Consider the following 25,145-nt stretch of genomic DNA (forward strand, 5'->3'; position numbering starts at 1 on the left):
AAGGGATGATCATGATGATTCATTTTCGCCGTAATGCGCTGCGGGCGACCGTGGCCGCGCTGCTCAGCTCTGCATTGGGTGCTCAGGCTGCGGATATCCCGCAGGTCAAAGTCACCGTCAACGACAAGCAGTGCGAGCCGATGCAGGTGACCGTTAAAGCGGGTAAAAACCAGTTTATTATTCAGAACCATAGCCAGAAAGCGCTGGAGTGGGAAATTCTGAAAGGGGTCATGGTGGTGGAAGAGCGTGAGAACATCGCGCCGGGCTTTACCCAAAAGCTCACTGCTAACCTGCAGCCAGGCGAATATGATATGACCTGCGGCCTGCTCACCAACCCGAAAGGGAAACTGATTGTCACCGGCGAAGCAACCAAAGACGCGGCGAAAGCGGATGCGGTGCTGAGCCTCGGCGACGCGATCACCGCTTACAAAGCCTATGTGACGGCGGAAACCGCGCAGCTGGTCAGTGGCACCAAAGCCTTTACCGACGCGGTGAAAGCGGGCGACATCGAAAAAGCGAAAGCGCTGTACGCCCCAACGCGCCAGCATTACGAGCGCATTGAGCCGATTGCCGAGCTGTTCTCTGACCTTGACGGCAGCATCGACGCCCGCGAAGACGACTTCGAGAAAAAAGCGGAAGATCCGAAATTCACTGGTTTCCACCGTCTGGAAAAAGCGCTGTTTGGCGATAACAGCGTCAAGGGGATGGAAAAATATGCCGATCAGCTGAACAGCGATGTGCTGGAGCTGCAAAAGCGTATCAGCGAGCTGGCATTCCCGCCGTCAAAAGTCGTGGGCGGGTCGGCCGGATTAATTGAGGAAGTTGCGGCCAGCAAGATCAGCGGCGAAGAAGATCGTTACAGCCACACCGACCTGTGGGACTTCCAGGCCAACATTGATGGCGCACAGAAAATTGTCGACCTGCTGCGCCCGCAGCTGCAAAAAGAGAACAGCGCGCTGCTGGCGAAAGTGGACGCCAACTTTAAGAAAGTGGACAGCATCCTCAGCAAATATCGCACCAAAGACGGTTTCGAGACCTACGATAAGCTGACTACCGCTGACCGTAATGCGCTAAAAGGGCCGATCACCACCCTGGCGGAAGATCTGGCTCAGCTGCGCGGGATCCTGGGTCTGGACTAAGTCGATGGCACAACAGAAACCCCACGACGTGAACGAGCCGTCACGTCGTCGCTTACTGAAAGGGATCGGCGCGCTTGGCGGCGCGCTGGCCATCACCGGCGGCTGCCCGGTGGCGCATGCGGCAAAAGCGGAAAGTTCCCCCGGGACGCTGGCACCCGACGCCCGTCAGGAAAAGCAGCCCTTCTACGGCCCGCATCAGGCGGGCATCCTGACGCCGCAGCAGGCCTCGATGATGCTGGTGGCGTTCGATGTGCTGGCGGCCGATAAAGCCGACCTCGAGCGCCTGTTTCGGCTGCTGACTCAGCGTATCGCCTTTTTAACTCAGGGCGGCCCGGCGCCGGATACGCCTAATCCGCGGCTGCCGCCGATGGATTCCGGCATCTTAGGGGCGTGGATTGCACCGGATAACCTGACCATGACCGTCTCTGTTGGCCATTCGCTGTTTGATGAGCGTTTTGGCCTGGCGGATAAAGCGCCGAAAAAACTGCAGCCGATGACCCGCTTCCCCAACGATTCGCTGGATGCCGCCCTGTGTCATGGCGACCTGCTGCTGCAGATCTGCGCCAATACTCAGGATACGGTGATCCATGCCCTGCGTGATGTCATCAAACATACGCCGGATCTGCTGAGCGTGCGCTGGAAGCGGGAAGGGTTTATCTCCGACAGCGCGGCGCGCAGTAAAGGCAAAGAGACCCCGATCAACCTGCTGGGATTCAAGGACGGCACCGCTAACCCGCCGAGCCACGACAGCGCGCTGATGGATAAAGTCGTGTGGGTGACAGCCGATCAGGATGAGCCGGCCTGGACCGTGGGCGGCAGCTATCAGGCGGCGCGCATCATCCAGTTTCACGTCGAGTTCTGGGACCGGACGCCGCTGAAAGAGCAGCAGACGATCTTTGGCCGCGACAAGCACAGCGGTGCGCCGCTGGGGATGAAAAACGAACACGATACCCCGGATTACAGCAAAGATCCTGGCGGGGAGACGATCGCGCTGGATAGTCATATTCGTCTGGCCAATCCTCGCACGCCGGAAACCCAGTCCAGCCTGATGATGCGCCGCGGCTACAGCTATTCGCTGGGCGTCACTAACGCCGGGCAACTGGATATGGGGCTGTTGTTCGTTTGCTATCAGCACGATCTGGAAAAGGGTTTTCTGACGGTGCAGAAACGGCTTAACGGCGAGGCGCTGGAGGAGTACGTCAAACCCATCGGCGGGGGCTACTTCTTTGTTTTACCCGGCGTGGTGGATGATAAGCACTATCTGGCGCAGTCGCTGCTGCAGGCCTGATACCGACCCTGTCCGTGAGGGCAGGGCGTTTTCTGCTGTTTTTCTCTTTTTTATTATATTTCCTGCCATGTGTTATATTTCTGTAATACAAATGACCGATAGTTTCCTACACTTGCTTAAGAACTATTTGTTGCGTCATTGTGAAAAATAAGTTGCATTAAGAATCTTTTTTGATGTACTTATTACATACGCGGTAGTTCCCGGCAGTGTGACGTTTCACTATGGAGATCGCGAATGGTAAGGTCCCGTACCGGACAACGTAAAACCACAGACCGTACTCTTCAGCACGGAAGCCCCGCTTCCGGCAGCGATTTTCTTACCCTTTCTCCTTCCGCTTCAAATTATTACAACCTTGGCAGGGTACGCGGTGCGCGTAGCCGCGACTCGTTGTCAGTTCTACCGGCAAGCAATGGCTTACAAGGAAGCCAAACCTCAATCGTTCGTGCGCATAGTCGCGTCGATGTTGACGCGTGTGATGTAAACCTACAACGCAAGGTGCTATCCATGGGAAGACAAAAAGCAGTGATCAAAGCTCGTCGTGAAGCAAAACGTGTGCTGAGACGGGATTCACGTAGCCATAAACAACGTGAAGAAGAATCGGTCACATCGCTTGTGCAAATGAGTGGCGTAGAAGCAATTGGCATGGCGCGGGACAGCCGTGATACTTCCCCAATTGAGGCGCGCAATGAGGCTCAGGCGCATTATTTGAATGCCATCGACAATAAACAGCTGATTTTCGCCACCGGCGAAGCCGGATGCGGCAAGACCTGGATCAGTGCGGCGAAAGCAGCTGAAGCGCTGATCCATAAGGATGTGGACAGAATTATTGTTACCCGTCCCGTTCTGCAGGCCGACGAAGATCTCGGCTTCTTACCGGGAGATATCGCCGAGAAGTTCGCTCCCTATTTCCGACCGGTTTACGACGTGCTGGTGAAAAGGTTGGGGGCTTCCTTTATGCAGTACTGCCTGCGTCCGGAAATCGGCAAGGTGGAAATCGCGCCGTTCGCCTATATGCGCGGACGTACCTTTGAAAATGCGGTGGTGATTCTGGACGAGGCCCAGAACGTGACCGCAGCGCAAATGAAGATGTTTTTGACCCGCCTCGGGGAGAACGTGACGGTCATCGTCAATGGCGATATCACCCAGTGCGACTTGCCCTCTGGTGTGAGATCTGGCCTAAGTGATGCGCTGGCGCGTTTTGAGGAAGACGAGATGATCGGCATCGTGCGTTTCACCACCGATGACTGCGTGCGCTCGGCTCTCTGCCAGCGGACGCTGAAAGCCTATTATTAATCGTCATACTGTGAGCAAGGCCCGGGCTAGCCCGGGCTTTGTTGTTTTTGGGCATCCTCCCGGCGGCGCTGCGCCAGGACGGGCTACCTGGCGGGTACGGTCTGGTAGCCCGGGAGAGGCATTGCTGCCGACCCCGGGGATGTCTGCGGTGCCACATGCGAAAAAAAAGCCCGTAATTTCGTACGAGCTCTTCTTAAAATATGGCGGTGAGGGGGGGATTGACTCGCTTCCCGGCGGTACTGCGCGTGGCCGGACTACCTGGCGGGTACGATCTGGTAGCCCGGGAGAGGCATTGATGCCGACCCCGGGGATGTCTGCGGTGCCACATGCGAAAAAAAAGCCCGTACTTGCGTACGAGCTCTTCTTAAAATATGGCGGTGAGGGGGGGGATTGACTCGCTTCGCTCGCCCCTGCGGGGCAGCCCGCTCGCAGGCTCGCGGTCTGTCCAACTGGCTGCGCCAGTTGTCGAACCCCGGTCGGGGGTTCTCATCCCCCCCCAGCGGAGAATATAAAAGAAAAGAGCCCGTACTTGCGTACAGGCTCTCATCTCGAATATGGCGGTGAGGGGGGGATTCGAACCCCCGATACGTTGCCGTATACACACTTTCCAGGCGTGCTCCTTCAGCCACTCGGACACCTCACCATATTGTCTTGCTGCTCACCTTGGGTGGGCAACGGGGCGCTACTATAGGGAGTTGCGTTAAAACGGTCAAGCATATTTTCTTCTTTCTCTACCGTTCGCTCACGCAATGAACAACACCCCGCTGCGGTACAGCGGGGCGGGGTTTTTAGCGCTGAGAATCCAGCTGTTCGTTATTCTTCACCACGTCCTGCGCTTTGCTGTAGCTTTCGATCAGCAGCTGGTAGGCCGGGAAGACTTTGGTGTACACCTCCGCCCATTCTGCGGCGTCCGGGCGATTCCAGGTGCGCTGCAGCTCAGAGGCGACGGCAGCGGTATCCATCGGCACTACGCCAGCCTGTACCACGCGAGCCAGGGTGATTTCCTGCGCCATTTTGCTGTAGGTGCCGGAAGCGTCAATCACGGCAAACACTTTATAACCGTCGGCGACAGCGGCGATAGCCGGGAAGGCCATGCAAACGCTGGTAATGGTTCCGGCGATAATCAGCGTCTTACGACCGGTCGCTTTCACCGCGGCGACGAATTCCGGGTTATCCCAGGCGTTAATCTCGCCTTTACGGGCGATGTATTTCGCATGCGGCGCGTTTTCATGAATCTCCGGGATCAGCGGACCGTTCGGCCCCTGCGGCACGGAGGCGGTGGTGATCACCGGGATCCCGGCAAGCGACGCCATCTTGGCCAGCGCGGCGGCGCGAGCGCGCAGCTCTGGCATTGGCATATCGCCGACGGTCTGGAACAGGCCGCTCTGGTGGTCAATCAACAGCATTGCGGTATCGTTAACATCAATCACCGGACGAGCACCGTTAAAGTTAGCGGGAGTAGACATAGTATTCACCTCAATCAGTTAGATTTGGCCAAAGCGGCCGCTGTTAAAATCGCGAACGGCTTCTGCGATCTGCGTTTTGTTATTCATGACAAAGGGGCCATAACCCACAATCGGCTCCTGCAGCGGTTCGCCGGCCATCAGCAGAACTTTTGCCTGGGCGGTCGCCTCCAGATGCAGGGCGTCTCCTGTCTGGCTCAGGACGGCCAACTGACCTTCGCGGGCGGACTCGGAACCGTTGATGATCACTTCCCCTTCCAGCACCACCAGCGCGGTACTCCAGCCTTCCGGCTGGCGCAGCGTGAGGTCGTGCCCCTGATTCAGCTGCAGATCCCACACATTAAGCGGTGAGAAGGTATGGGCCGGGCCGCTGACGTCGTCATACTGGCCGGCAATAACTCGAACTTGTCCGGCGCCATTCGCCAGCGCGACGCTGGGGATCGTCCCGGCGGTAATGCTCTGATAGCCGGGGGCCGTCATTTTGTCTTTGGCGGGCAGGTTGACCCACAGCTGGATCATCTTCAGCTCGCCGCCGCTGCGGGTGAAGGCTTCCGAGTGGAACTCTTCGTGCAGGATCCCGGCGCCCGCCGTCATCCACTGCACGTCGCCCGGGCCAATCACTCCGCCGCGTCCGGTGGAGTCACGATGCTCTACTTCACCGGCGTAGACGATGGTGACGGTTTCGAATCCACGATGCGGATGCTCACCGACGCCGCGTTTATCGCTGCCTGCCGGAAAGGTGTACGGCCCGGCATAGTCGAGCAGTAAGAAGGGACTCAGCTGCTGGCCGTGCGTCTGATAAGAAAACATCGAACGAACCGGGAAGCCATCACCTACCCAATGCTGCGCAGGCGCGGTGTAGACTCCTGTAATCTGTTTCATGGCTTTCTCCTGTGTATCGGTATCTGATGTGAATAAGCTTATATCCGGGACGACGTGTGCGGTAGTGAGCAAAAATGACCTATACTGTTCCAAAAATGGAACAATGGAGGAAGGATGCAGGATCTCAATGACTTCGCCTGGTTTGTCGAGGTGGTAGACCATGGCGGTTTCGCCGCGGCGGGGCGAGCGCTTGACCAGCCGAAATCCAAGCTCAGCCGCCGCATTGCGCAACTCGAGGAGCGATTGGGCGTGCGTTTGATTCAGCGAACCACCCGTCAGTTCGCGGTTACCGAGGTCGGGCAGACTTTTTACCAGCATTGCAAAGCGATGCTGATAGAGGCCGAGGCGGCGCAGCAGGCGGTCGAGACGCTGCGCGCCGAGCCACGCGGTAGCGTCAGGATCACCTGTCCGGTCACCTTGCTGCATGTCCATATTGGACCGATGCTGGCGCGATTTATGGCGCGCTATCCCGGGGTAACGCTGCATCTTGAGGCGACCAACCGCCGGGTGGATGTGGTCGGGGAGGGGATTGATGTGGCGATCCGCGTCCGTCCCCGGCCCATCGAGGACAGCGATCTGGTGATGCGCGTGCTGGCGGACCGCGGGCACCGGCTGGTGGCTAGTCCGGAGCTGATTTCCCGACTCGGGCGCCCGCAGGCACCCTCTGAACTGAGTGCCTGGCCGGGGCTCAGCCTGGGAGCGAACAAGCATCAGCATAAATGGCAGCTCACCGGGCCTGAGGGAGCGAGAGCGGAAGTGTATTTCACGCCGCGAATGGTGACCACCGATATGCTGGCGCTGCGCGAGGCGGCGATGGCCGGCGTAGGCGTGGTACAGCTTCCTTTATTAATGGTACGCGATCAGCTGGCGTCAGGAGAATTAGAGGTGGTACTGGATGAGTGGCAGCCGCGGCGGGAAGTGATCCATGCAGTATTTGCCTCGCGGCGCGGGCTGCTGCCCTCCGTCAGGGCGCTGGTGGACTACCTCAGCGAAGAGTATCAGCGGATGGAGGAGGATTGATGGGGAGGCAGAGGTTTTTTGTTGGAACTCATATGTGAAAAGCGTCCGTACTTTTTCACGCACTCTTCGCAATCGCGTAGGGGCGTGAAAGATTGCTCACTGTGTGAGTCGTTTGCCGCTTGAGAGCGTTGGCTGTTATAAGCAACCTCTGGTTTTTTCGATACATCGTTTTACTATGACCGTCTGGTATTATTTAAGCAATTTTGCCATAACGTCAAAAAACATTGGCAGATCATCCCTGAATGAGAAGGCCATGTTTATTGCCTGACGAGCGATTAAACCGTCAATAAGGGCAAAAATAATGATCGTGACTTCTTCAAGATTAATATCGCGACGAAACTCTCCGGCAGCGATACCCTCCTGGATGAGCCTCGCGAAGCTTTTCCGCATGATGTCATCGCTGGAGATATACGTTTTTCTCAGTTCTGGATTGCGCGCAGACTCAGCCATGATTTCAACCCAAAGTTGATGCGTGATAGGGTAACCGATCTCACTAATACAGGACGTGACTTGTGCACAAAGGCGATCAAAATAAGAGCCTGCATAGGTCGCATTATGGGCAGTCAACGCGGAGTTCTGCTCTTCCAGTACAATTGCCTTAACAAGCTCATCCTTACTTTTGAAATACGTATACATTGCTCCTTGACTGATTCCTGCCCGGGTAGCGATTTCACGTATGCTTGTCGCACTAAAGCCTTTTTCCGCAAAGCAGGCAGCAGCAGCCGTAATCAACTTATGGTAGGTTTCGGTTTTTTTTAACATATCGGCATCTTGGTAAATTCGGTGCCCAAACTTTAACGCGCTTTTATGCAAGGAGCCAGAGCTAAACTCTGTCGTCTGACTCCTGGATTTCGTCTTACTTTAGCAGGGGTAATTCACTGAGCATGTTCTTGAGATTCAGCATGTCCCAGGGCAAATGTTCAGCAATTGTCAGGCCAACGGGGACTGCTTTTGTCGTCGCTGCCGCAATCAGATTGAGTACATCCTCAATCGTCAGTTTGCCTTCAGCAACGTCGCCAAAATCGTGTTTTCCGCGCCCCGGTTTTGCAAAAAGAACGGAGCGGAACAGAGACGGGTCGAGAACGTCCAGATCGATATGGATCGCCAGATACGCAATCTTTTCTTTCGATATCCACTCCAGGACTTCATCTTCGCCGCTTTTAACCTGTTCAGGTGCTAGCGTCGTAATGTTATGGCGAGTGAGGTATTCAGCTTCATAAGGAAGTGGATCGTGGATACCGGCAATCATTATTTTTGACGGGTTAAGTTTGGTTCTTACATGGGCAACTAAATCGTTATCACCCGTACCCATTAGCGCACCAAGCACATGGGCATGCGCGTTTGGATATTGTTCAGCAGTCTGTACGTCAGGATGCGAGTCAATCCAGAGCACACCGAGTTTGTCTCCGTACTTATCGAGCAGGTGGGCGAAAGGCGCCAGCGAAACCAGGCAGTCTCCGCCTAAAATGACAATGCTATTGGGATCATGTTTTTCAATCAGTGTGGCAGCATTACTGAGCTGCCTGATGAGGGATGGTTTAGCCGTGATGTCATTAATCTCTGGCAATGGCCCTGTTGTTGGCAACTCAACAGGAACGGTCTCAACGGGCCCTTTTGCTTCAGGAGAGAGAAACGAGAGGAGCTGTGAGCCAAGATAGTAGGGAGGATTGTTACCGCCTTGCCATTGAGGAAATATAAGTCTCAGTGTTTTGCTATTCATTGGTACCTTCTGTGTTGTCATGTGCTAAAATGAATGAGTGTTCATTCATTTTTACATTGAGTTAAGGTCGATACGCAAGTAACAAAGCACTTTTCGTTAATGCATAACCTACACCATCCGGAGCGATATGATTTTCGTTATGCCGGGTGGCTCAAAGCGGAAGAGGGGATAGTGTAGGCGAACATCTTCGCTGCGCTGTTAATCGTGTGAACCAAAGGCTGGCTTTGACAATACTGAGTAATGTCAAAGCCAGTTGGCGAACCCCGGTCGGGGGTTCTCATCCCCCCGGCGGGTGCTACATGCGAAAAAAAGCCCGTACTTGCGTACGAGCTCTTCTTAAAATATGGCGGTGAGGGGGGGATTGACTCGCTTCGCTCGCCCCTGCGGGGCAGCCCGCTCGCAGGCTCGCGGTCTGTCCAACTGGCGTTGCCAGTTGTCGAACCCCGGTCGGGGATTCTCATCCCCCCGGCGGGTGCCACAGGCGAAAAAAAAGCCCGTACTTTCGTACGAGCTCTTCTTAAAATATGGCGGTGAGGGGGGGATTCGAACCCCCGATACGTTGCCGTATACACACTTTCCAGGCGTGCTCCTTCAGCCACTCGGACACCTCACCATATTGTCTTTCCCGTTGTTGTCGGGAACGGGCGCTAATGTAGGGAAATACGTATCGCCCGTCAATCAACTTTTTGCAAAAAAAGCGCGTTTAGACAAACTTCGAGCAACTTGCTCCTTAAACGCGCGAAATCCGTTTTTTTTGTCGCCAGTGCCTTTTCCCTTTTCGCTCGGGAGAATTTTGTTATGCTGGCAAACCAATAGAAAACAATGAGTAAAATAAGACGCCAGCGTCAATCGGCCAAAGGCGTCTGCTATCAGGAGCCCCTATGGAGATTATTTTTTACCATCAGACCTTTGATACCCCATTCTGGATCCGTGAGCTGGAAAAACAGTTACCCGGTGCGCGGGTGCGTGAGTGGAAAGCGGGTGACAACCAGCCGGCTGACTATGCCCTGGTCTGGCATCCGCCGGTAGAGATGCTGCAGGGCCGGGCGCTGAAGGCCGTGTTTGCCCTCGGGGCGGGCGTGGACTCAATCCTGAGTAAGCTGCGCGACCATCCGGATATGCTGCCGCTGTCTATTCCGCTGTTTCGCCTCGAAGATACCGGTATGGGACGGCAGATGCAGGAGTATGCCGTGAGCCAGGTGTTGCACTGGTTCCGCCGCTTTGATGACTATCAGGCGCTGAAGCTGGCTTCCCGCTGGCAGCCGCTGCCCGAGTATCGCGCCGACGAATTTACCGTCGGTATTATGGGTGCCGGCGTGCTGGGGGCGAAGGTCGCGGAAAGCTTGCAATCCTGGGGGTTCCCGCTTCGCGTCTGGAGCCGTAGCCGCAAATCCTGGCCACAGGTGCAGAGCTTCGCCGGTCAGGCCGAGCTGGGCGAATTCCTGCAGGGCACTCGCGTGCTGATCAACCTGCTGCCGAATACCGCCGAAACCGCCGGTATTATTAACCAAACGCTGCTGGCGCAGCTGCCGGATGAGAGCTATGTCCTTAACCTTGCTCGCGGCGTGCATGTCGTTGAAGAGGATCTGCTGGCGGCGCTGAACAGCGGTAAGCTCAAAGGGGCGATGCTCGATGTCTTCAGTCGCGAACCGTTGCCGCAGGAGAGCCCGCTATGGGCGCATCCGCGGGTGGCCATGACCCCCCATGTGGCGGCAGTGACCCGTCCAATGGAAGCTATCACCTACATTGCGGGGACCATTAACCGGCTTGAGCGAGGGGAACCGGTAAGCGGTCAGGTCGACCGCCAGCGCGGTTATTAAGACGAGAGAACCCCGCCACGGCGGGGTTTTTGCTAATCAATAGCCCGGTTTCCTGCTATTCTTGCGGCAAACAGAAGAGGAGAATGTGATGTATCCCGTTGACCTGCACATGCATACCGTCGCCAGCACCCACGCCTACAGCACCCTGCACGATTATATTGCGGAAGCAAAGCGTAAAGGGATCAAACTCTTCGCCATCACCGATCATGGCCCGGATATGGCGGATGCCCCGCACTACTGGCACTTCGTTAATATGCGCATCTGGCCCCGCCTGGTAGACGGGGTGGGGATCCTGCGCGGTATTGAGTCGAATATTAAAAATATCGAAGGTGAGATCGACTGCTCCGGGCCGATGTTAACCTCGCTTGATCTGATCATCGCCGGATTCCATGAGCCGGTGTTCCCGCCGCAGGATCGTGACACCCATACGCAGGCGATGATCGCCGCGATGGCCAGCGGTAAGGTGCATATGATTAGCCATCCGGGTAATCCGAAATTCCCGGTGGATATCCCGGCCATTGCCGAAGCGGCGGCCCGCTATCAGGTGGCGCTGGAGATTAATAACTCCTCTTTTATTTCATCGCGTGTGGGCAGTGAAGATAACTGTCGAGCTATCGCTGCGGCGGTGCGTGATGCCGGGGGATGGGTGGCGCTGGGCTCGGACTCTCACACTGCCTTTACCCTCGGGGAATTTACCGAATGCCGCAAGATCCTTGATGCGGTCGATTTTCCGGAGGAGAGGATCCTCAACGTTTCTCCGCGTCGCCTGCTCAACTTCCTCGAGTCGCGGGGCATGCCGGCGATCCCGGAATTTGCTGACCTTTAATTTGTATAACTGGAATAACTGAATGAACGAGTTTTCAATCCTCTGCCGCGTGCTGGGTTCGCTGTATTACCGTCAACCGCAGGACCCGCTGCTGGTGCCGCTGTTTACCCTGATCCGTGAGGGCAAACTGGCTGCCAGCTGGCCGCTTGAGCAGGATGAACTGCTGGCGCGTCTGCAGAAAAGCTGTGAGATGCAGTCCCTGGCGACGGACTATAATGCGCTGTTCGTCGGTGAAGCCTGCAGCGTGCCGCCGTACCGTAGCGCGTGGGTGGAGGGTTCCTCGGAAGCAGAAGTACGGGCTTTTATGAGCGAACACGGCATCCCGACAGGGGAGGGTCCGGCGGATCATTTCGGATCGCTGCTGTTGGCCGCCTCCTGGCTTGAGGATCATGCTACAGAAGACCAGAGCGAGACGCTGGAGTTCCTCTTTGCTGACTATATCCTGCCATGGTGCGGGACGATGCTGGGCAAAGTCGAAGCCCATGCCCACACGCCGTTCTGGCGCACCATGGCGCCATTGACCCGCGACGCCATCGCCGCGATGTGGGACGAGCTTCAGGAAGAAGATGAGCAATAATATGTGATGTAAATCACTATTTGAATGCAAATGAAATTAGGTTCATTCATATACTGTGTTTTAGATCTCATTCTTCCGGCGCGTATCTGCTAGGATACGCGCCATGAACATACTCTTCGCAATCGCATTAACGACGGGCATTCTCTCCGGAATTTGGGGATGGGTGGCGGTCGCTCTCGGCCTGCTGAGCTGGGCCGGTTTCCTCGGCTGTACGGCCTATTTCGCCTGCCCGCAGGGCGGTCTGAAAGGTCTGGCAATCTCCTCGTGTACGGTAATTAGCGGCGTGGTCTGGGCATTAGTGATTATCCACGGTAGCGCACTGGCCCCGCAGCTGCAGATCCTCAGCTATATGATGACCGGTATCGTCGCTTTCCTGATGTGCATTCAGGCGCGACAGACATTGCTGTCGTTTGTACCGGGCACCTTTATCGGCGCCTGCGCGACTTTTGCGGCAGACGGCGACTGGCGCCTGGTGGCGCCCTCCCTGGCGTTGGGTCTGGTTTTTGGCTATGCCATGAAGAATAGTGGCCTGTGGCTGGCGGCCCGCGCGGGCAAACATAAATCGTTCGCTAATGACAACGCCTGACCGGCGAAACAACAGGCTCAACAGGACCCTTAGGGTCCTGTTTTTTTTAGCTTCCCGTCGCCAGTGCTGAGGGATAATCTTGCTCCCGGGGGCGGGAATGCCCTAGTATCGGCAGAAAGCCGTATCCACGCGCTATGCCGACAGGAGGAGAAATGGCTGTTCAACCTGAGGTAATTCTCGGCGATATTACGACGCTTGATGTCGATGTGATTGTTAATGCGGCAAACCCCTCGCTGCTGGGCGGCGGCGGGGTGGATGGCGCGATCCACCGGGCGGCTGGTCCGGCGCTGCTGGCGGCTTGTAAACAGGTGTTGCAGCAGCAGGGCGAATGTCCTCCCGGTCATGCGGTGATCACTATTGCGGGCGATCTTCCCGCCAGCGCGGTGATCCACACCGTGGGCCCGGTCTGGCACGGCGGCGACCACATGGAAGCGCAAACCCTGGCGGATGCTTACAAAAACAGTCTGCAGCTGGCCACGGCAAACAACTATCGCTCCATTGCGTTTCCGGCGATCAGCACCGGCGTGTATGGCTATCCGAAAGAGGAAGCGGCGGAGATCGCCGTGCGCACCGTCACCGCGTTTCTCACTCGCTATAATCCCCTTGAGCGCGTCCTGTTCGTCTGTTTTGATGAGGAAACGGCGGCTATCTATCGCCGCCTGCTGGCGTCATACCCCTGATCCACCAGAATAGGCTATGATAACCGCCGGTATTGACGGGAAAGATGGATAGCAGGAGGGAGCAGGGTGTCAGAAGGAAAAGTACAGCAGAAGCAGCAGGCGCGCCGCGCAGAGATCGTTGCCGCTGCGCAAAGGTGTTTTGCTGAAAAGGGGCTGCATGGCGCTTCCGTTGCCGATATTGCCCGCGAGGCGGGCCTGAGCGTTGGTCAGCTGTATCGTATTTTTGCCAGCAAAGAGGCGATCATCGAAGCGATTGTCAGCGAAATCGTCAACGCCAGGGTCGGGGAGATGATCGATGAGAACCACAATCTGGCGCGCAAAGCGGCGGTGCTGGCCGGCAGGATCCCGACGTCGGCAGCCACCAAAAGCGATAATTATCTGCTGATGGAGATCAACGCCGAATCCTCGCGTAATCCACGCTTGCGTGAGATCCTGGTGCAGGCCGATCGGCGGTTGAAAGAGGAGGGAGGGCGGCTGTCGCAGCGCTACCATCCCGGGCTCAGCGATGCGCGGCGCAATGCCGCATCAGAGCTCATCGCTGTTCTGACGGAGGGGGCAGCCTACCGCTGTGAGCTGAACGCCTCGACCCCGGTCGATAAGGCGGATTTAGAAGCCCTGTATAATATGATTTTCGACCGGCTTTTTGACGAGCAGGGGTAATGCGGCACGCCTGGCGTGCCGCACCCGCGGCAAATTAGCTGGCCGAAGCCGGGGTTTTGGCCGGTTTGTTCATCGGTTTACCGGAGAACAGGAAACGCAGCAGCGGAATGCGCAGGTGAATTTCATACAGGATCAGCGCGATACCCACCACAAAAACCAGCCCGACAATAAAGCCTAAGGTATTGGACTTGATGGCCGGGGTGATCCACGCCCCGTAAAGCAGCGTCAGCGGGTGGTGCACCAGGTAAATAAACAGCGAGGCATTGACGAAATAGGTCACGCGCGCCGACTGGAAGTTCAGCAGTCGATGGCCGAGCGAAAAGACCACATTGACCATCCACAGCCCCAACACCATAGTAATCACCGATTCGGTTTCATACATCCAGCCGTCGCCGGACCCATACTGCTGATTCAGCCGGTAGGCGATAAACCCCAGCAGCGCCGCTGCGCAGCACCACGGTGACGGAGTGGTGAACATGGTCTTTAAGCGCGGGTTAATGAAGGTCTGTGCGCCCAGCACAAAGAAGGGCAGATAGAACAGCGTCTGCATCACAACGAAATTAAACAGACCATTGCTCAGCAGGGGCGGGTAGATCAGGAACAAGGACCGACGGATCAGCGCGTAAAAGACCCCCAGCGCAAGGAAAATCATCGTCAACTGACCCATAGTGACAGTGTCACTGAAGGCGAGGCCGTGGCCAGCCGGGCGGCGCGTCAGCCATTTAAACAGCACCACCCCCAGCGAGGTCAGTACCACCAGAACCAGTAAAAACCACAGGTGGGAAATAAGCTCCCAGGCCAGGGTGTTAAATTTGTCGTATATGGAAAGGGTATGCCAGTTTTCCGCCTTGCCGTTGACGTACTGCAGCATAATAAACTGTGGCAGCGTCAGCAGCGGGATGGCGGTCAGCATCGGAATACCGACTCGTTCGACGCGCACTTTCCACCATTTTTTCAGCGGGTAGCGCAGAAACAGCATGTAGGAGAAATAGCCGGAGATGACGAAGAAGACCTGCATGCGAAAGGCATGGATGAAGTCATTAAACAGCGTCAACCACCACGAGGGTTCGGCGCTGTTGACATGCCAGCTGTGGCTGGAATAAATCAGCGAAATGTGGAAAGGGATCCCCAGCAGCATCAACCAGGCGCGGATGCTGTCGAAGAAATATTCACGCTGTACCGGAGTATTATTCATACGATTCACGACAATCTCAGATAATTCGTCTTATCACTCAAGGTGATAACGCTTACATTATCAGCAACCCTACATGAACTCGGGGTAACTGTCTCCAGGATAAGCACTCAAAGTGCAAACGGGACAGCGAACTGTTTATTCCCTGTGCCGCCAGGCTGAACAAAGCAGGGATTATGTTGTCGGATTGCCTGAGTTTCCATTAAAATAGATCGGATCGATTTAAGCACACAAAGGGGGAAGTGCTTACTTATATGAAACATAAACCACAGATGATGAAAATGCGTTGGTTAAGCGCAGCCGTAATGTTGTCCCTGTGTACTTCATCTGCATGGGCGTTTAGCATTGATGACGTTGCAAAAGAGGCCAAAACGTTAGCCGGGAAAGGCTATGAAGCGCCGAAGAGTAACCTGCCCTCCGCTTTCCGCGACATGAAATACGCGGACTACCAGCAAATTCAGTTTAATCACGATAAAGCTTACTGGAATAACCAGAAAACCCCATTCAAGCTTGAATTTTACCATCAGGGGATGTACTTCGACACGCCGGTCACCATCAATGAAGTGACGGCGACCAGCGTGCGCAAAATTAAATATAGTCCGGACTATTTTAACTTTGGTAACGTCCAGCACGATAAAGACACAGTGAAAGACCTCGGTTTCGCTGGCTTCAAAGTACTGTATCCGATCAACAGCAAAGATAAGAACGATGAAATCGTCAGCATGCTCGGTGCCAGCTACTTCCGCGTGCTGGGTCAGGGTCAGGTTTACGGTCTGTCCGCGCGTGGCCTGGCTATCGATACCGCGCTGCCGTCCGGCGAAGAATTCCCACGTTTTCGTGAGTTCTGGATCGAACGTCCAAAAGCCACTGACAAGCGTCTGACTATCTATGCGCTGCTGGATTCCCCGCGGGCAACCGGTGCTTATCGCTTTGTGATCATGCCGGGACGCGACACCGTCGTGGACGTGCAGTCCAAAGTTTACCTGCGTGACAAAGTAGGCAAACTGGGTGTGGCGCCGCTGACCAGCATGTTCCTGTTCGGTTCCAACCAGCCTTCTCCGACGCTCAACTATCGTCCGGCGCTGCACGACTCCAATGGTCTGTCGATCCTGGCCGGTAACGGCGAGTGGATCTGGCGTCCGCTGAACAATCCGAAACACCTGGCTGTCAGCAGCTATGCGATGGAAAACCCGCAAGGGTTCGGCCTGCTGCAGCGCGGCCGTCAGTTCTCGCGCTTCGAGGATCTCGACGATCGTTATGACCTGCGTCCAAGCGCCTGGATCACCCCGAAAGGGGACTGGGGCAAAGGGAAAATCGAGCTGGTTGAAATTCCGACCAACGATGAAACGAACGATAACATCGTGACTTACTGGACGCCGGATCAGCTGCCGGAGCCGGGCAAGGAGATGAACTTCAAATACACCATCACCTTCAGCCGCGATGAAGACAGGCTGCATGCGCCAGATAACGCTTACGTTATGCAGACCCGCCGCTCTACCGGCGACGTTAAGCAGTCGAACCTGATCCGTCAGCCGGACGGTACGGTTGCCTTCATTGTCGACTTCACCGGCGCCGATATGAAGAAACTGCCAGCGGATACCCCGGTCGCTGCTCAGGCGAGCACCGGCGATAACGCGGAAATCGTTGAAAATACCGTGCGTTACAATCCAGTGACCAAAGGCTGGCGGATGATCCTGCGTTTGAAGGTCAAAGATCCGAAGAAAACGACGGAAATGCGTGCCGCACTGGTTAACGGTGATGACACGTTGAGCGAAACCTGGAGCTATCAGCTGCCTGCCAATGAATAAGATAACGAAGTACATTGACGCATTGCCGCTGTCGGACGCCGAAAAATCGGCGCTGCCGGACACCAGCCTGCAGGCCGTTCATCAGGCCCTGGATGACGAACATCAGACCTTCGCCCGCGAAGACGACTCTCCGCTGGGGTCGGTGAAGGCGCGTCTGGCGCACAGCTGGCCGGATTCGCTTTCTGGCGATCAACTGGTGAAGGATGACGAAGGTCGTACCCAGCTGCATGCTATGCCGAAAGCCAGGCGTTCCTCGATGATCCCGGACCCGTGGCGGACTAACCCGGTCGGCCGCTTCTGGGATCGTCTGCGCGGCCGCGATGTCACGCCGCGCTATCTCTCCCGCCTGACGCAAGAAGAGCGCGAGAGTGAGCAAAAATGGCGTACCGTCGGCACCATTCGTCGCTACATCCTGCTGCTGCTGACGCTGTCGCAGACCGTGGTGGCCACCTGGTATATGAAAACCATTCTGCCTTATCAGGGCTGGGCGCTGATCAACCCGGCCGACATGGTGGGGCAGAACCTGTGGATCTCGTTCATGCAGCTGCTGCCGTACGTGTTGCAGAGCGGCATTCTGATCCTCTTCGCGGTGCTGTTCTGCTGGGTTTCCGCCGGCTTCTGGACCGCGTTAATGGGCTTTCTGCAGCTGTTGATCGGCCGCGACAAGTACAGTATTTCCGCCTCGACGGTTGGTGACGAACCGTTGAACCCGGCGCACCGTACGGCGCTTATTATGCCGATCTGTAACGAAGACGTTGACCGCGTTTTCGCCGGGCTGCGGGCGACCTGGGAGTCGGTGAAAGCGACCGGTAACGCCGCTCATTTCGACGTCTATATCCTCAGCGACAGCTATAACCCCGATATCTGTGTGGCTGAGCAAAAGGCGTGGATGGAGCTGATTGCCGAAGTGCAGGGCGAAGGGCAGATCTTCTACCGTCGCCGTCGTCGTCGCGTGAAGCGTAAGAGCGGCAACATCGATGATTTCTGCCGCCGCTGGGGCAGCCAGTATAGCTATATGGTGGTGCTGGACGCTGACTCGGTGATGACTGGCGAGTGTCTGAGCAGCCTGGTGCGCCTGATGGAAGCGAACCCGAACGCCGGGATCATCCAGTCATCCCCGCGCGCTTCGGGCATGGACACGCTGTATGCGCGTTGCCAGCAGTTTGCCACCCGGGTGTACGGTCCGCTGTTTACGGCGGGTCTGCACTTCTGGCAGCTGGGGGAGTCTCACTACTGGGGACACAACGCCATTATCCGCGTGAAACCGTTCATTGAGCACTGCGCGCTGGCGCCGCTGCCGGGCGAGGGTAACTTTGCCGGCTCGATCCTGTCGCACGACTTCGTCGAAGCTGCGCTAATGCGCCGTGCCGGCTGGGGGGTGTGGATTGCCTACGATCTGCCGGGCTCCTATGAGGAGCTGCCGCCGAACCTGCTGGACGAGCTGAAACGCGACCGTCGCTGGTGTCAGGGCAACCTGATGAACTTCCGCCTGTTCCTCGTCAGAGGGATGCACCCGGTTCACCGGGCGGTATTCCTCACCGGCGTAATGTCGTACTTGTCAGCGCCGCTATGGTTTATGTTCCTTGCCCTGTCGACGGCGTTGCAGGTGGTGCATGCCCTGACCGAGCCGCAGTATTTCCTGCAGCCGCGTCAGCTGTTCCCGGTGTGGCCGCAGTGGCGTCCGGAGCTGGCCATCGCGCTGTTCGCTTCGACCATGGTGCTGCTGTTCCTACCGAAGCTGCTGAGTATTATTCTGGTGTGGTGTAAAGGGCCGAAAGAGTACGGCGGGTTTATCCGCGTCACGCTCTCTCTGCTGCTGGAGGTCCTGTTCTCGGTCCTGCTGGCGCCGGTTCGCATGCTGTTTCACACCGTCTTCGTGGTCAGCGCCTTCCTCGGCTGGGAAGTGGTGTGGAATTCGCCGCAGCGTGATGATGACTCCACGCCGTGGGGAGAAGCTTTTATGCGTCACGGTTCTCAAATGCTGCTGGGGCTGGTGTGGGCAGTCGGGATGGCATGGCTGGATCTGCGCTTCCTGTTCTGGCTGGCGCCGATTGTTGTCTCGCTGATCCTGTCGCCGTTTGTGTCGGCGATCTCCAGCCGGGCGACCGTGGGCCTGCGCAGCAAGCGCTGGAAGCTGTTCCTGATCCCGGAAGAGTATTCGCCGCCGCAGGTGCTCAAGGATACCGACGCATACCTGACGCTGAACCGTCAGCGTTCGCTGGACGATGGCTTCATGCACGCGGTATTCAATCCGTCGTTTAACGCCCTCGCCACGGCGATGGCCACCGCGCGCCATCGTCATGGTCATATCCTTGAGATCGCTCGCGAGCGCCACGTTGAGCAGGCGCTGAACGAAACGCCGGATAAGCTGAACCGCGATCGTCGACTGGTGCTGTTGAGCGACCCGGTAACCATGTCGCGTCTGCACTATCGCGTCTGGGCCGCGCCGGAGAAATATTCATCATGGGTCAACGCCTATCAGCAGTTAGCGCTTAACCCGCTGGCGCTGAAAACGAAATAAGCCGTACGTAAAGGAAAATACCGGCAGCGATGCCGGTATTTTTTTATCTGAAACACGAGGTTGTGGATGAGAATATTATCGATCATTGCCATGGCGCTGCTGCTGAGCGGCTGCGGCAGCATTATCAGCCGGACGGTGCCCGGACAGGGGCATGGCAATCAATATTACCCGGGCGTGCAGTGGGACGTTCGCGACTCGGCATGGCGCTATCTCACCGTTCTGGACCTGCCGTTCTCGCTGGTGTTCGATACGCTGCTGCTGCCGCTGGACGCCAGCCACGGGCCCTATAACTGATTAACGCTCGTCCCACTCGTCTGCTGCCGTCTGTCCCTCTTCGGTATCCAGCGAGGGTTCGAGCTGGAATTCACCTTCATCCCACTCATGAAGCGTATTTTCTTCCAGCCACTCCTGGCGTAGCTCTATCTCATCATAATCCCCGTCGAAGACGCTCTGCGCAGCTTCGCCGCTGAGCATCGGTAAACATTCACCTTGTTCGTCTTCGTCAGCAAAAAATTCGGCCTGCCATGCGATATCACCATCCTGCAGCACATACTTTTGAATATTGAGCTGCTCAACGTTAGCGCTTTCTTCATCGCTGTCAGGATTATTGGCGAGAAATTCTTCGCGTGCTGCATCAATAGCTTCTTCGAGCGTGGCATAGAACATCGAATCCTTTGGCATAGCGAATCTCCTGAGAAGAATATGAATTGAACACGATTCAATCTATAGAAGGCGGTAGCCATGGCGTCAAGGGGCAGGGCCCCTCTGGACATTAATTTACTGAATGGCGGTCAGGCTGCGAGGCTTCCGCGGCAGGTCGGCGCAGGCTGAGGGTAGAATAAATGGCGTTAAAGAGCACCACGCCAGCGGTGACCAGGAATACCGCGCGGAAACCGTAGTTGGCGGACACCGAGGCGCCTATCAGGGGGCCGGTAACGTTGCCAATATCGCGGAACGACTGGTTATAGCTAAAGATGCGCCCGGAGATCTGGCTGGTGGAGTTATACACCAGCAGGGTTTGCACCGCCGGCAGCAGTGCACCGTCTGCGGCGCCGAGCAGGAAACGCAGGATACCCAGCTGCAGTGGAGTCTGAACAAACGACATCGGGATCAGCAGCAGCACCGAGATAATCAGCGCGACGATGAGGATCTTTTCCGGTCCGATACGATCCCCGAGCCTGCCCAGACGAGGGGCGCTCATCAGCGCGGCTATTCCCGGCACCGAGGCGATCATCCCGCTAATAAAGGCGATGTTACTGACGTTGCCGGCCAGGTCGCGCACGTAAAGCGTCAGAATCGGCGCAATCGAGCCGGTGGCCACCTGGATTATCAGCGAGGTCACAAACAGGCTGAGCACCAGTTTGGGATTCTGTAGCGAGGAGAAAACCTCTCTGGCGCTGAGCATCTCTTTTTTGGCGATCGGCACAAAATTTTCGCGGATTAAAAACAGGGTAAACAGAAAACAAATGAACAGCACCGCCGCGGTCATAAAGAAGACGGTACGCAAGCCCCAGTGGTCGGCCAGAAAGCCGCCCGCCAGTGGGCCGAGCAGGGCACCGCTCACCGCGCCGGTTGACAACGTACCCAGCGCCCAGCCGCTTTTATGGCGCGGGATCTGCGTCGCAATCAGGGCGTTGGCGTTAGGAATAAAGCCGCCCAGCAGGCCGAGCAGTGCACGCAATAGCAAAAACTGCCAGATATTCTGTGCCATCCCCATCAGCATCATGACTACGGACATTCCGAGGGCGGAACGCAGCAGCATAATTTTTCGTCCTTTGCGGTCAGCAAGACCGCCCCAGAACGGTGAGGCAATGGCGGAGAAGAGGAAGGTGATACTAAAGACCAGCCCGGACCACATGTTCAGCGCGCTATGCCCGGTGACCCCGAGCTGTTCGACATAGAGTGGCAGAAAGGGCATGACCAGACTGAAGGCGGCGCCCGTTAAAAAGCAGCCGAGCCAGGTCACGGTCAGATTTTGTTTCCAGTTAATGGGGGTATCAGCAGAGGACATAGGGTTCCACTGGCCTGCGCGGCAGGTCAAATTAAGAGAAAATATGAGCCTGCTAATTATGCGCCTGGGAAATAAATGCCGCAATGGAGGAGAGCTTTTAAAGCTAAAGCAGAGCATAAAGCATGAGCGAGAAGCGCATTCCCGGCCACATGCGCGGCCGGGGAAAGGGATCAGTAGCGGGAGGGCATGCCCTCGGGGCGGGTTTTGAAGCGACGGTGGAGCCACATATATTGTTCCGGGGCCATCATGATGCACTGCTCAACGATCTTGTTCATCCAGGCGGCCGTGGTTTCCGCGTCGTCCAGCGGCGGGGAACACTCTGGCGGCAGGATAATCAGTTCATAACCTTTACCATCCGGTTTGCGACGCGGGACGAAGGGGACGATGCAGGCTTTGGACATTTTCGCCAGCATCCAGGTGCCGGAGGTGGTCGCCGCCTGGTCGACGGCAAATAGCGGGGCAAAGACGCTGGCGGTCGGGCCGTAATCGTGATCCGGCGCGTACCACACCACTTCACCTTTTTTCAGCGCCCGGATCATCCCTTTTAGATCCTTACGGTCAATCATGTCCTTATTTGAGCGCAAGCGGCCCCAGGTCTGCAGCCAGTCGATCACCGGGTTGTCGTTGGGACGGTAGACGCCAATTCCCGGCTCGTTCATACCGAACATTCGCGCGCCCATCTCGAGGGTCAGGAAGTGAATACCGATCAGCAGAATGCCGCGCTGCTGCGCCTGCACATCGCGGATATGCTCAAAGCCGATGGTGTCGGTCCAGCGGGCGATACGACGAACCGGCCAGAACCAGGCCATCCCCGTCTCCATCAGCCCCATACCCACTGATTCAAAATTCATCACCACCATTCGGTGACGTTCCTGCTCGCTTTTCTCCGGGAAGCAGAGTTCAAGGTTGCGGTAGGCTATCTTCGCCCGACGCTTCATAAAGCGCATGGCCAGTCGGCCGATGGCATTTCCCAGGCGGTAAATCAGCGGATAGGGCAGTTGGACAACCAGCCACAGCAGGCCAATACCCAGCCATAGCAGCCAATAGCGCGGATGCAACAGCGCCGGAGAAAATTTAGGCAAATGAGTCATTTCATACCCGTATCAGTGAGCAACGTCTTATATTATCGCATTTTTTTACCGGCCAGCCAAAGGCGGCGACAGTCAGCTCGTTTTGTTAAGCGGGGCGCGACCGGGTGAGAAAAATGTAGCGTAAAATGTAGGGATGTAAATTAATAAGCTTTGCTATATCATGCCCGCCGTTTATTTCCTCATTTCTATGTCGAGCAGGTACACCATGCCAGTGTTACACAACCGCATTTCAAATGAGACGTTAAAGGCGCAAATGCTGGCTGAGACCGAGCCGCGCACGACGATCTCATTCTATAAGTATTTCACCATTGTCGACCCGCAGGCCACTCGCGATGCGTTATGGGTTGCCTTAACGCAGCTGAAGGTCTTTGGTCGTATTTATCTGGCCCGGGAAGGGATCAACGCGCAAATCAGCGTGCCGGAAAGCAATGTTGAAGCGCTGCGTGAGTTTCTGTATGGCTTCGATCCGGCGCTGGCGGGGCTGCGTTTCAATATCGCCCTGGAGGACGATGGGAAATCGTTCTGGGTGCTGCGCCTGAAAGTGCGCGACCGTATTGTTGCCGATGGTATCGACGATCCTTCTTTCGATGCTTCCAATGTGGGGGATTATCTCAAGGCGGCGGACGTCAATGCCATGCTTGACGATCCGGATGCGGTGTTTATCGACATGCGTAACCACTATGAATATGAAGTGGGCCATTTCGAGAACGCGCTGGAGATCCCGGCGGACACCTTCCGCGATCAGTTGCCGAAAGCCGTCGACATGATGCAGGACCACAAAGACAAGAAAATTGTCATGTATTGCACCGGCGGTATTCGCTGTGAAAAAGCCAGCGCCTGGATGAAGCATAACGGTTTCAATCAGGTCTGGCACATCGAGGGTGGGATTATTGAGTACGCCCGCCGCGCCCGTGAGCAAGGGCTACCGGTCCGTTTTATTGGCAAAAACTTTGTCTTTGATGAGCGGATGGGCGAGCGGATCTCCGATGACGTCATCGCGCACTGTCACCAGTGTGGCGCGCCGTGCGACACCCATACCAATTGTCTGAATGATGGCTGCCATCTGTTGTTTATTCAATGCCCGAGCTGCGCTGAGAAGTTTGCCGGTTGCTGTAGCGAAGCCTGCATGGAAGAGCATAAGCTGCCGGAAGAAGAGCAGCGCCAGCTGCGCGCCGGACGCGAAAACGGCAATAAAATCTTTAACAAATCGCGTGGCCGACTGAATACCAAACTCGGGATCCCCGAGCCGGAGTCGTCAGAAAAACCATAACCAGACGAGATCGATGATCGCCAGCAGCAACCACAGCGCAAGGTAGATCATAAAGTGCTCGCGCACGTTGTTGACCAGCATATTAAACAGGCGACGCATAACCATTCTCAATGACTAACGGCCTCGACAGAGGCCGTTTTTTTCCCCGGCGACAAGCGTGCCGCATTCCATTATGAACTAAAGCGCGCCAGCGAGAAGGGCGTCAGGTTAAAGGTCGACGTCTGTCCCTGAGCAAACTGACTGGCAATTTCTCCCAGCACCGGCGCAAACTTAAAGCCGTGGCCGCTCAGACCGGTGATCAGCAGTGTGTCAGGTCTGCCTGGGAGCGTATCGATGATAAAATCCTCATCGACCGTGTTGTCATAGGTGCAGGAGGCGCCGTGCAGACAACCGCCGATCCCGGGCAGGACGTTACGTAAAAACGGAAAGGATTCGGAACCATCGCTGCCGACAGCGCCAAACGCCGATCGCTCCTGCGGCGTGGCGATAGGCTGGCCGCCGTTATGCTTGCCGATCTTCAGCTCATTATCTTCCGCCGGGAAACCGTAGTATTGATCGCCGTTGGGCAACTCGCCGGTGAACGCCGGAAAATGATTCTTGCTGCTGTAACGGCCATCGGCCTGGAACCAGGCGAAGACCTTGCGTACCGGCTGAACAGGAAGGTCCGGAAGCAGGCGGGTGACCCAGGTGCCGGCGCTGATTAGCAATTTCTTTCCGTGATATTCACCGTCAAGGGTATCAATGGTGACTCCGTCTGCATGGTGATGAATGGCCGAGACCGGGCAGTTGAATAGCTGCGCGCAGCCTGCTTCCCGTGCCAGACGGATCCAGGTCTCGACAGCCAGCTCACTGCGCAGTACGCCGGAAGCCGGTTCGAAAATCGCCCGATAGTCGTCGGGAAGGCGTATCTCCGGCCAGCGCTGCATGACGGCCTGGGCATCTAACTCTTCAACCTCAAGTTTGAACGCCCTGGCGCTGGCGGCGACGTTGGCCAGGAAAGGAGAGCTGGCGGGGCCGAGGTTAATGACGCCGGTGCGTTCAAAAACGGCTTCGCCACTGATTTCAGCCAGTTCATCCCACAGCTGCTGGGCACGCAGCACCAGCGGAACATATTTTTCACCTTCGCCATAAGCGTGACGGATAAGACGGCTACTGCCATGATGGCTGCCCTCCTGATGGGGAGGCTGGTGGGCATCGGTCATCAGAACATTGAGTCCGGCACGACGCGCATAATAGCCAGCGGCGGCGCCGACCGATCCGCTGCCGATAATGATAAGATCGTATTGCATGGTGAGTTC

24 protein-coding genes and 2 tRNA genes are annotated in these 25,145 nt (G+C 56.4%); 14 read left to right on the top strand and 12 right to left on the bottom strand.

Annotated features, from left to right (window positions below):
• The first annotated feature begins 11 nt into the window (after positions 1-11).
• The 3 genes from efeO (at position 12) to phoH (ending at position 3,720) form a co-directional block, all read left to right on the top strand.
• Positions 12-1,139 (top strand): iron uptake system protein EfeO, encoded by a 1,128-nt coding sequence (gene efeO, locus CWM54_RS01520; RefSeq protein WP_100695717.1) that lies wholly within the window; start codon positions 12-14, stop codon positions 1,137-1,139.
• Positions 1,140-1,143: 4 nt separating this feature from the next.
• A complete protein-coding gene (gene efeB / locus CWM54_RS01525; RefSeq protein ID WP_100681509.1) occupies positions 1,144-2,427 on the top strand; it encodes an iron uptake transporter deferrochelatase/peroxidase subunit in 1,284 nt (427 codons plus the stop codon).
• A gap of 504 nt (positions 2,428-2,931) precedes the next feature.
• Positions 2,932-3,720, top strand: coding sequence for a phosphate starvation-inducible protein PhoH (gene phoH / locus CWM54_RS01530; protein ID WP_002898923.1), 789 nt, complete (start codon positions 2,932-2,934; stop codon positions 3,718-3,720).
• A gap of 555 nt (positions 3,721-4,275) precedes the next feature.
• Here phoH and CWM54_RS01535 read toward each other — a convergent pair.
• The 3 genes from CWM54_RS01535 to CWM54_RS01545 all read right to left on the bottom strand — a co-directional run bounded on the left by CWM54_RS01535 (position 4,276) and on the right by CWM54_RS01545 (position 6,065).
• Positions 4,276-4,363 (bottom strand) — tRNA-Ser (locus CWM54_RS01535).
• A gap of 145 nt (positions 4,364-4,508) precedes the next feature.
• Positions 4,509-5,186, bottom strand: a complete 678-nt coding sequence (locus CWM54_RS01540; RefSeq protein WP_002898927.1) for an isochorismatase family protein — start codon at positions 5,184-5,186, stop codon at positions 4,509-4,511.
• 18 nt (positions 5,187-5,204) lie between these two features.
• Positions 5,205-6,065, bottom strand: coding sequence for a pirin family protein (locus CWM54_RS01545; RefSeq protein ID WP_061155105.1), 861 nt, complete (start codon positions 6,063-6,065; stop codon positions 5,205-5,207).
• A gap of 114 nt (positions 6,066-6,179) precedes the next feature.
• On the opposite strand from CWM54_RS01545, the gene CWM54_RS01550 reads away from it, so the two are divergent.
• Positions 6,180-7,085 (top strand): LysR family transcriptional regulator, encoded by a 906-nt coding sequence (locus CWM54_RS01550; protein ID WP_100695719.1) that lies wholly within the window; start codon positions 6,180-6,182, stop codon positions 7,083-7,085.
• A gap of 189 nt (positions 7,086-7,274) precedes the next feature.
• On the opposite strand, the gene CWM54_RS01555 is transcribed toward CWM54_RS01550, so the two are convergent.
• From CWM54_RS01555 to CWM54_RS01565, 3 genes are all read right to left on the bottom strand, one after another.
• Positions 7,275-7,847: a TetR/AcrR family transcriptional regulator gene (locus tag CWM54_RS01555; protein WP_100696874.1), complete on the bottom strand. Its 573-nt coding sequence runs from the start codon at positions 7,845-7,847 to the stop codon at positions 7,275-7,277.
• 94 nt (positions 7,848-7,941) lie between these two features.
• Complete coding sequence (locus CWM54_RS01560; RefSeq protein WP_061155103.1) at positions 7,942-8,805, bottom strand: arginase family protein; 864 nt, start codon at positions 8,803-8,805, stop codon at positions 7,942-7,944.
• A 525-nt stretch (positions 8,806-9,330) separates the two neighbouring features.
• Positions 9,331-9,418 (bottom strand) — tRNA-Ser (locus tag CWM54_RS01565).
• A gap of 268 nt (positions 9,419-9,686) precedes the next feature.
• Between CWM54_RS01565 and ghrA the strand changes: the two genes are divergently transcribed.
• The 6 genes from ghrA to CWM54_RS01595 all read left to right on the top strand — a co-directional run bounded on the left by ghrA (position 9,687) and on the right by CWM54_RS01595 (position 13,954).
• Entirely contained in the window at positions 9,687-10,625 is a 939-nt protein-coding gene (ghrA, locus tag CWM54_RS01570; protein ID WP_100682150.1) for a glyoxylate/hydroxypyruvate reductase GhrA, read from the top strand.
• A gap of 88 nt (positions 10,626-10,713) precedes the next feature.
• Positions 10,714-11,451: a phosphatase gene (locus tag CWM54_RS01575; RefSeq protein WP_008805956.1), complete on the top strand. Its 738-nt coding sequence runs from the start codon at positions 10,714-10,716 to the stop codon at positions 11,449-11,451.
• 22 nt (positions 11,452-11,473) lie between these two features.
• The gene (locus CWM54_RS01580; protein WP_100682151.1) at positions 11,474-12,028 is read left to right on the top strand and encodes a molecular chaperone; all 555 of its coding nucleotides are present in this window, start codon (positions 11,474-11,476) and stop codon (positions 12,026-12,028) included.
• A gap of 103 nt (positions 12,029-12,131) precedes the next feature.
• The gene (locus CWM54_RS01585; RefSeq protein WP_100695721.1) at positions 12,132-12,614 is read left to right on the top strand and encodes a DUF1097 domain-containing protein; all 483 of its coding nucleotides are present in this window, start codon (positions 12,132-12,134) and stop codon (positions 12,612-12,614) included.
• A 152-nt stretch (positions 12,615-12,766) separates the two neighbouring features.
• On the top strand, positions 12,767-13,294 hold the full coding sequence (gene ymdB, locus CWM54_RS01590) for an O-acetyl-ADP-ribose deacetylase (RefSeq protein ID WP_100682153.1): 528 nt from the start codon (positions 12,767-12,769) through the stop codon (positions 13,292-13,294).
• A 66-nt stretch (positions 13,295-13,360) separates the two neighbouring features.
• Entirely contained in the window at positions 13,361-13,954 is a 594-nt protein-coding gene (locus CWM54_RS01595) for a TetR/AcrR family transcriptional regulator (RefSeq protein WP_100695723.1), read from the top strand.
• Between the two features lie 34 nt (positions 13,955-13,988).
• Here the strand turns inward: CWM54_RS01595 and mdoC are convergent, their stop codons facing one another.
• Positions 13,989-15,149: a glucans biosynthesis protein MdoC gene (mdoC, locus tag CWM54_RS01600; RefSeq protein ID WP_061155096.1), complete on the bottom strand. Its 1,161-nt coding sequence runs from the start codon at positions 15,147-15,149 to the stop codon at positions 13,989-13,991.
• A 251-nt stretch (positions 15,150-15,400) separates the two neighbouring features.
• Between mdoC and mdoG the strand changes: the two genes are divergently transcribed.
• From mdoG to CWM54_RS01620, 3 genes are all read left to right on the top strand, one after another.
• Entirely contained in the window at positions 15,401-16,954 is a 1,554-nt protein-coding gene (mdoG, locus tag CWM54_RS01610; protein WP_165785871.1) for a glucans biosynthesis protein MdoG, read from the top strand.
• A complete protein-coding gene (gene mdoH / locus CWM54_RS01615) occupies positions 16,947-19,475 on the top strand; it encodes a glucans biosynthesis glucosyltransferase MdoH (RefSeq protein ID WP_100695725.1) in 2,529 nt (842 codons plus the stop codon). Before mdoG ends, mdoH begins: the two co-directional genes overlap by 8 nt.
• 66 nt (positions 19,476-19,541) lie before the next feature.
• Entirely contained in the window at positions 19,542-19,769 is a 228-nt protein-coding gene (locus CWM54_RS01620; protein WP_008805964.1) for a YceK/YidQ family lipoprotein, read from the top strand.
• On the opposite strand, the gene CWM54_RS01625 is transcribed toward CWM54_RS01620, so the two are convergent.
• From CWM54_RS01625 to CWM54_RS01640, 3 genes are all read right to left on the bottom strand, one after another.
• Complete coding sequence (locus CWM54_RS01625) at positions 19,770-20,156, bottom strand: MysB family protein (RefSeq protein ID WP_012542251.1); 387 nt, start codon at positions 20,154-20,156, stop codon at positions 19,770-19,772.
• Between the two features lie 91 nt (positions 20,157-20,247).
• Entirely contained in the window at positions 20,248-21,486 is a 1,239-nt protein-coding gene (gene mdtG, locus CWM54_RS01630) for a multidrug efflux MFS transporter MdtG (protein WP_008805966.1), read from the bottom strand.
• Positions 21,487-21,656: 170 nt separating this feature from the next.
• Entirely contained in the window at positions 21,657-22,577 is a 921-nt protein-coding gene (locus CWM54_RS01640; protein WP_004140735.1) for a Kdo(2)-lipid IV(A) acyltransferase, read from the bottom strand.
• Between the two features lie 205 nt (positions 22,578-22,782).
• Here CWM54_RS01640 and CWM54_RS01645 point away from each other — a divergent pair, with 205 nt between their 5' ends.
• Positions 22,783-23,847 carry a rhodanese-related sulfurtransferase gene (locus CWM54_RS01645; protein WP_100695727.1) on the top strand — a complete coding sequence of 355 codons (1,065 nt, stop codon included), beginning with the start codon at positions 22,783-22,785 and terminating at the stop codon, positions 23,845-23,847.
• Here the strand turns inward: CWM54_RS01645 and CWM54_RS01650 are convergent.
• Entirely contained in the window at positions 23,833-23,946 is a 114-nt protein-coding gene (locus tag CWM54_RS01650) for a DUF2770 family protein (protein ID WP_002898988.1), read from the bottom strand. The two genes, CWM54_RS01645 and CWM54_RS01650, sit on opposite strands and share 15 nt — an antisense overlap.
• 71 nt (positions 23,947-24,017) lie before the next feature.
• Positions 24,018-25,136, bottom strand: coding sequence for an N-methyl-L-tryptophan oxidase (solA, locus tag CWM54_RS01655; protein WP_100695729.1), 1,119 nt, complete (start codon positions 25,134-25,136; stop codon positions 24,018-24,020).
• Between the last annotated feature and the right edge of the window lie 9 nt (positions 25,137-25,145).

The organism is Klebsiella sp. D-Nf1, assembly GCF_002810515.1.
In the GTDB taxonomy this organism is placed as follows: Bacteria; Pseudomonadota; Gammaproteobacteria; order Enterobacterales; family Enterobacteriaceae; genus Klebsiella; species Klebsiella variicola.

Bases quoted from the DNA above. Each gene is read 5' to 3' on its own strand.
- efeO (WP_100695717.1), top strand. From the start codon at position 12: ATGATGATTCATTTTCGCCGTAATGCGCTGCGGGCGACCGTGGCCGCG.
- CWM54_RS01650 (WP_002898988.1), bottom strand. From the start codon at position 23,946: ATGCGTCGCCTGTTTAATATGCTGGTCAACAACGTGCGCGAGCACTTT.
- mdoH (WP_100695725.1), top strand. From the start codon at position 16,947: ATGAATAAGATAACGAAGTACATTGACGCATTGCCGCTGTCGGACGCC.
- CWM54_RS01625 (WP_012542251.1), bottom strand. From the start codon at position 20,156: ATGCCAAAGGATTCGATGTTCTATGCCACGCTCGAAGAAGCTATTGAT.
- CWM54_RS01555 (WP_100696874.1), bottom strand. From the start codon at position 7,847: ATGTTAAAAAAAACCGAAACCTACCATAAGTTGATTACGGCTGCTGCT.
- CWM54_RS01550 (WP_100695719.1), top strand. From the start codon at position 6,180: ATGCAGGATCTCAATGACTTCGCCTGGTTTGTCGAGGTGGTAGACCAT.
- solA (WP_100695729.1), bottom strand. From the start codon at position 25,136: ATGCAATACGATCTTATCATTATCGGCAGCGGATCGGTCGGCGCCGCC.
- CWM54_RS01620 (WP_008805964.1), top strand. From the start codon at position 19,542: ATGAGAATATTATCGATCATTGCCATGGCGCTGCTGCTGAGCGGCTGC.
- mdtG (WP_008805966.1), bottom strand. From the start codon at position 21,486: ATGTCCTCTGCTGATACCCCCATTAACTGGAAACAAAATCTGACCGTG.
- ghrA (WP_100682150.1), top strand. From the start codon at position 9,687: ATGGAGATTATTTTTTACCATCAGACCTTTGATACCCCATTCTGGATC.
- phoH (WP_002898923.1), top strand. From the start codon at position 2,932: ATGGGAAGACAAAAAGCAGTGATCAAAGCTCGTCGTGAAGCAAAACGT.
- efeB (WP_100681509.1), top strand. From the start codon at position 1,144: ATGGCACAACAGAAACCCCACGACGTGAACGAGCCGTCACGTCGTCGC.
- CWM54_RS01575 (WP_008805956.1), top strand. From the start codon at position 10,714: ATGTATCCCGTTGACCTGCACATGCATACCGTCGCCAGCACCCACGCC.
- mdoC (WP_061155096.1), bottom strand. From the start codon at position 15,149: ATGAATAATACTCCGGTACAGCGTGAATATTTCTTCGACAGCATCCGC.
- CWM54_RS01545 (WP_061155105.1), bottom strand. From the start codon at position 6,065: ATGAAACAGATTACAGGAGTCTACACCGCGCCTGCGCAGCATTGGGTA.
- CWM54_RS01560 (WP_061155103.1), bottom strand. From the start codon at position 8,805: ATGAATAGCAAAACACTGAGACTTATATTTCCTCAATGGCAAGGCGGT.
- CWM54_RS01540 (WP_002898927.1), bottom strand. From the start codon at position 5,186: ATGTCTACTCCCGCTAACTTTAACGGTGCTCGTCCGGTGATTGATGTT.
- ymdB (WP_100682153.1), top strand. From the start codon at position 12,767: ATGGCTGTTCAACCTGAGGTAATTCTCGGCGATATTACGACGCTTGAT.
- CWM54_RS01645 (WP_100695727.1), top strand. From the start codon at position 22,783: ATGCCAGTGTTACACAACCGCATTTCAAATGAGACGTTAAAGGCGCAA.
- CWM54_RS01580 (WP_100682151.1), top strand. From the start codon at position 11,474: ATGAACGAGTTTTCAATCCTCTGCCGCGTGCTGGGTTCGCTGTATTAC.
- CWM54_RS01640 (WP_004140735.1), bottom strand. From the start codon at position 22,577: ATGACTCATTTGCCTAAATTTTCTCCGGCGCTGTTGCATCCGCGCTAT.
- mdoG (WP_165785871.1), top strand. From the start codon at position 15,401: ATGAAACATAAACCACAGATGATGAAAATGCGTTGGTTAAGCGCAGCC.
- CWM54_RS01585 (WP_100695721.1), top strand. From the start codon at position 12,132: ATGAACATACTCTTCGCAATCGCATTAACGACGGGCATTCTCTCCGGA.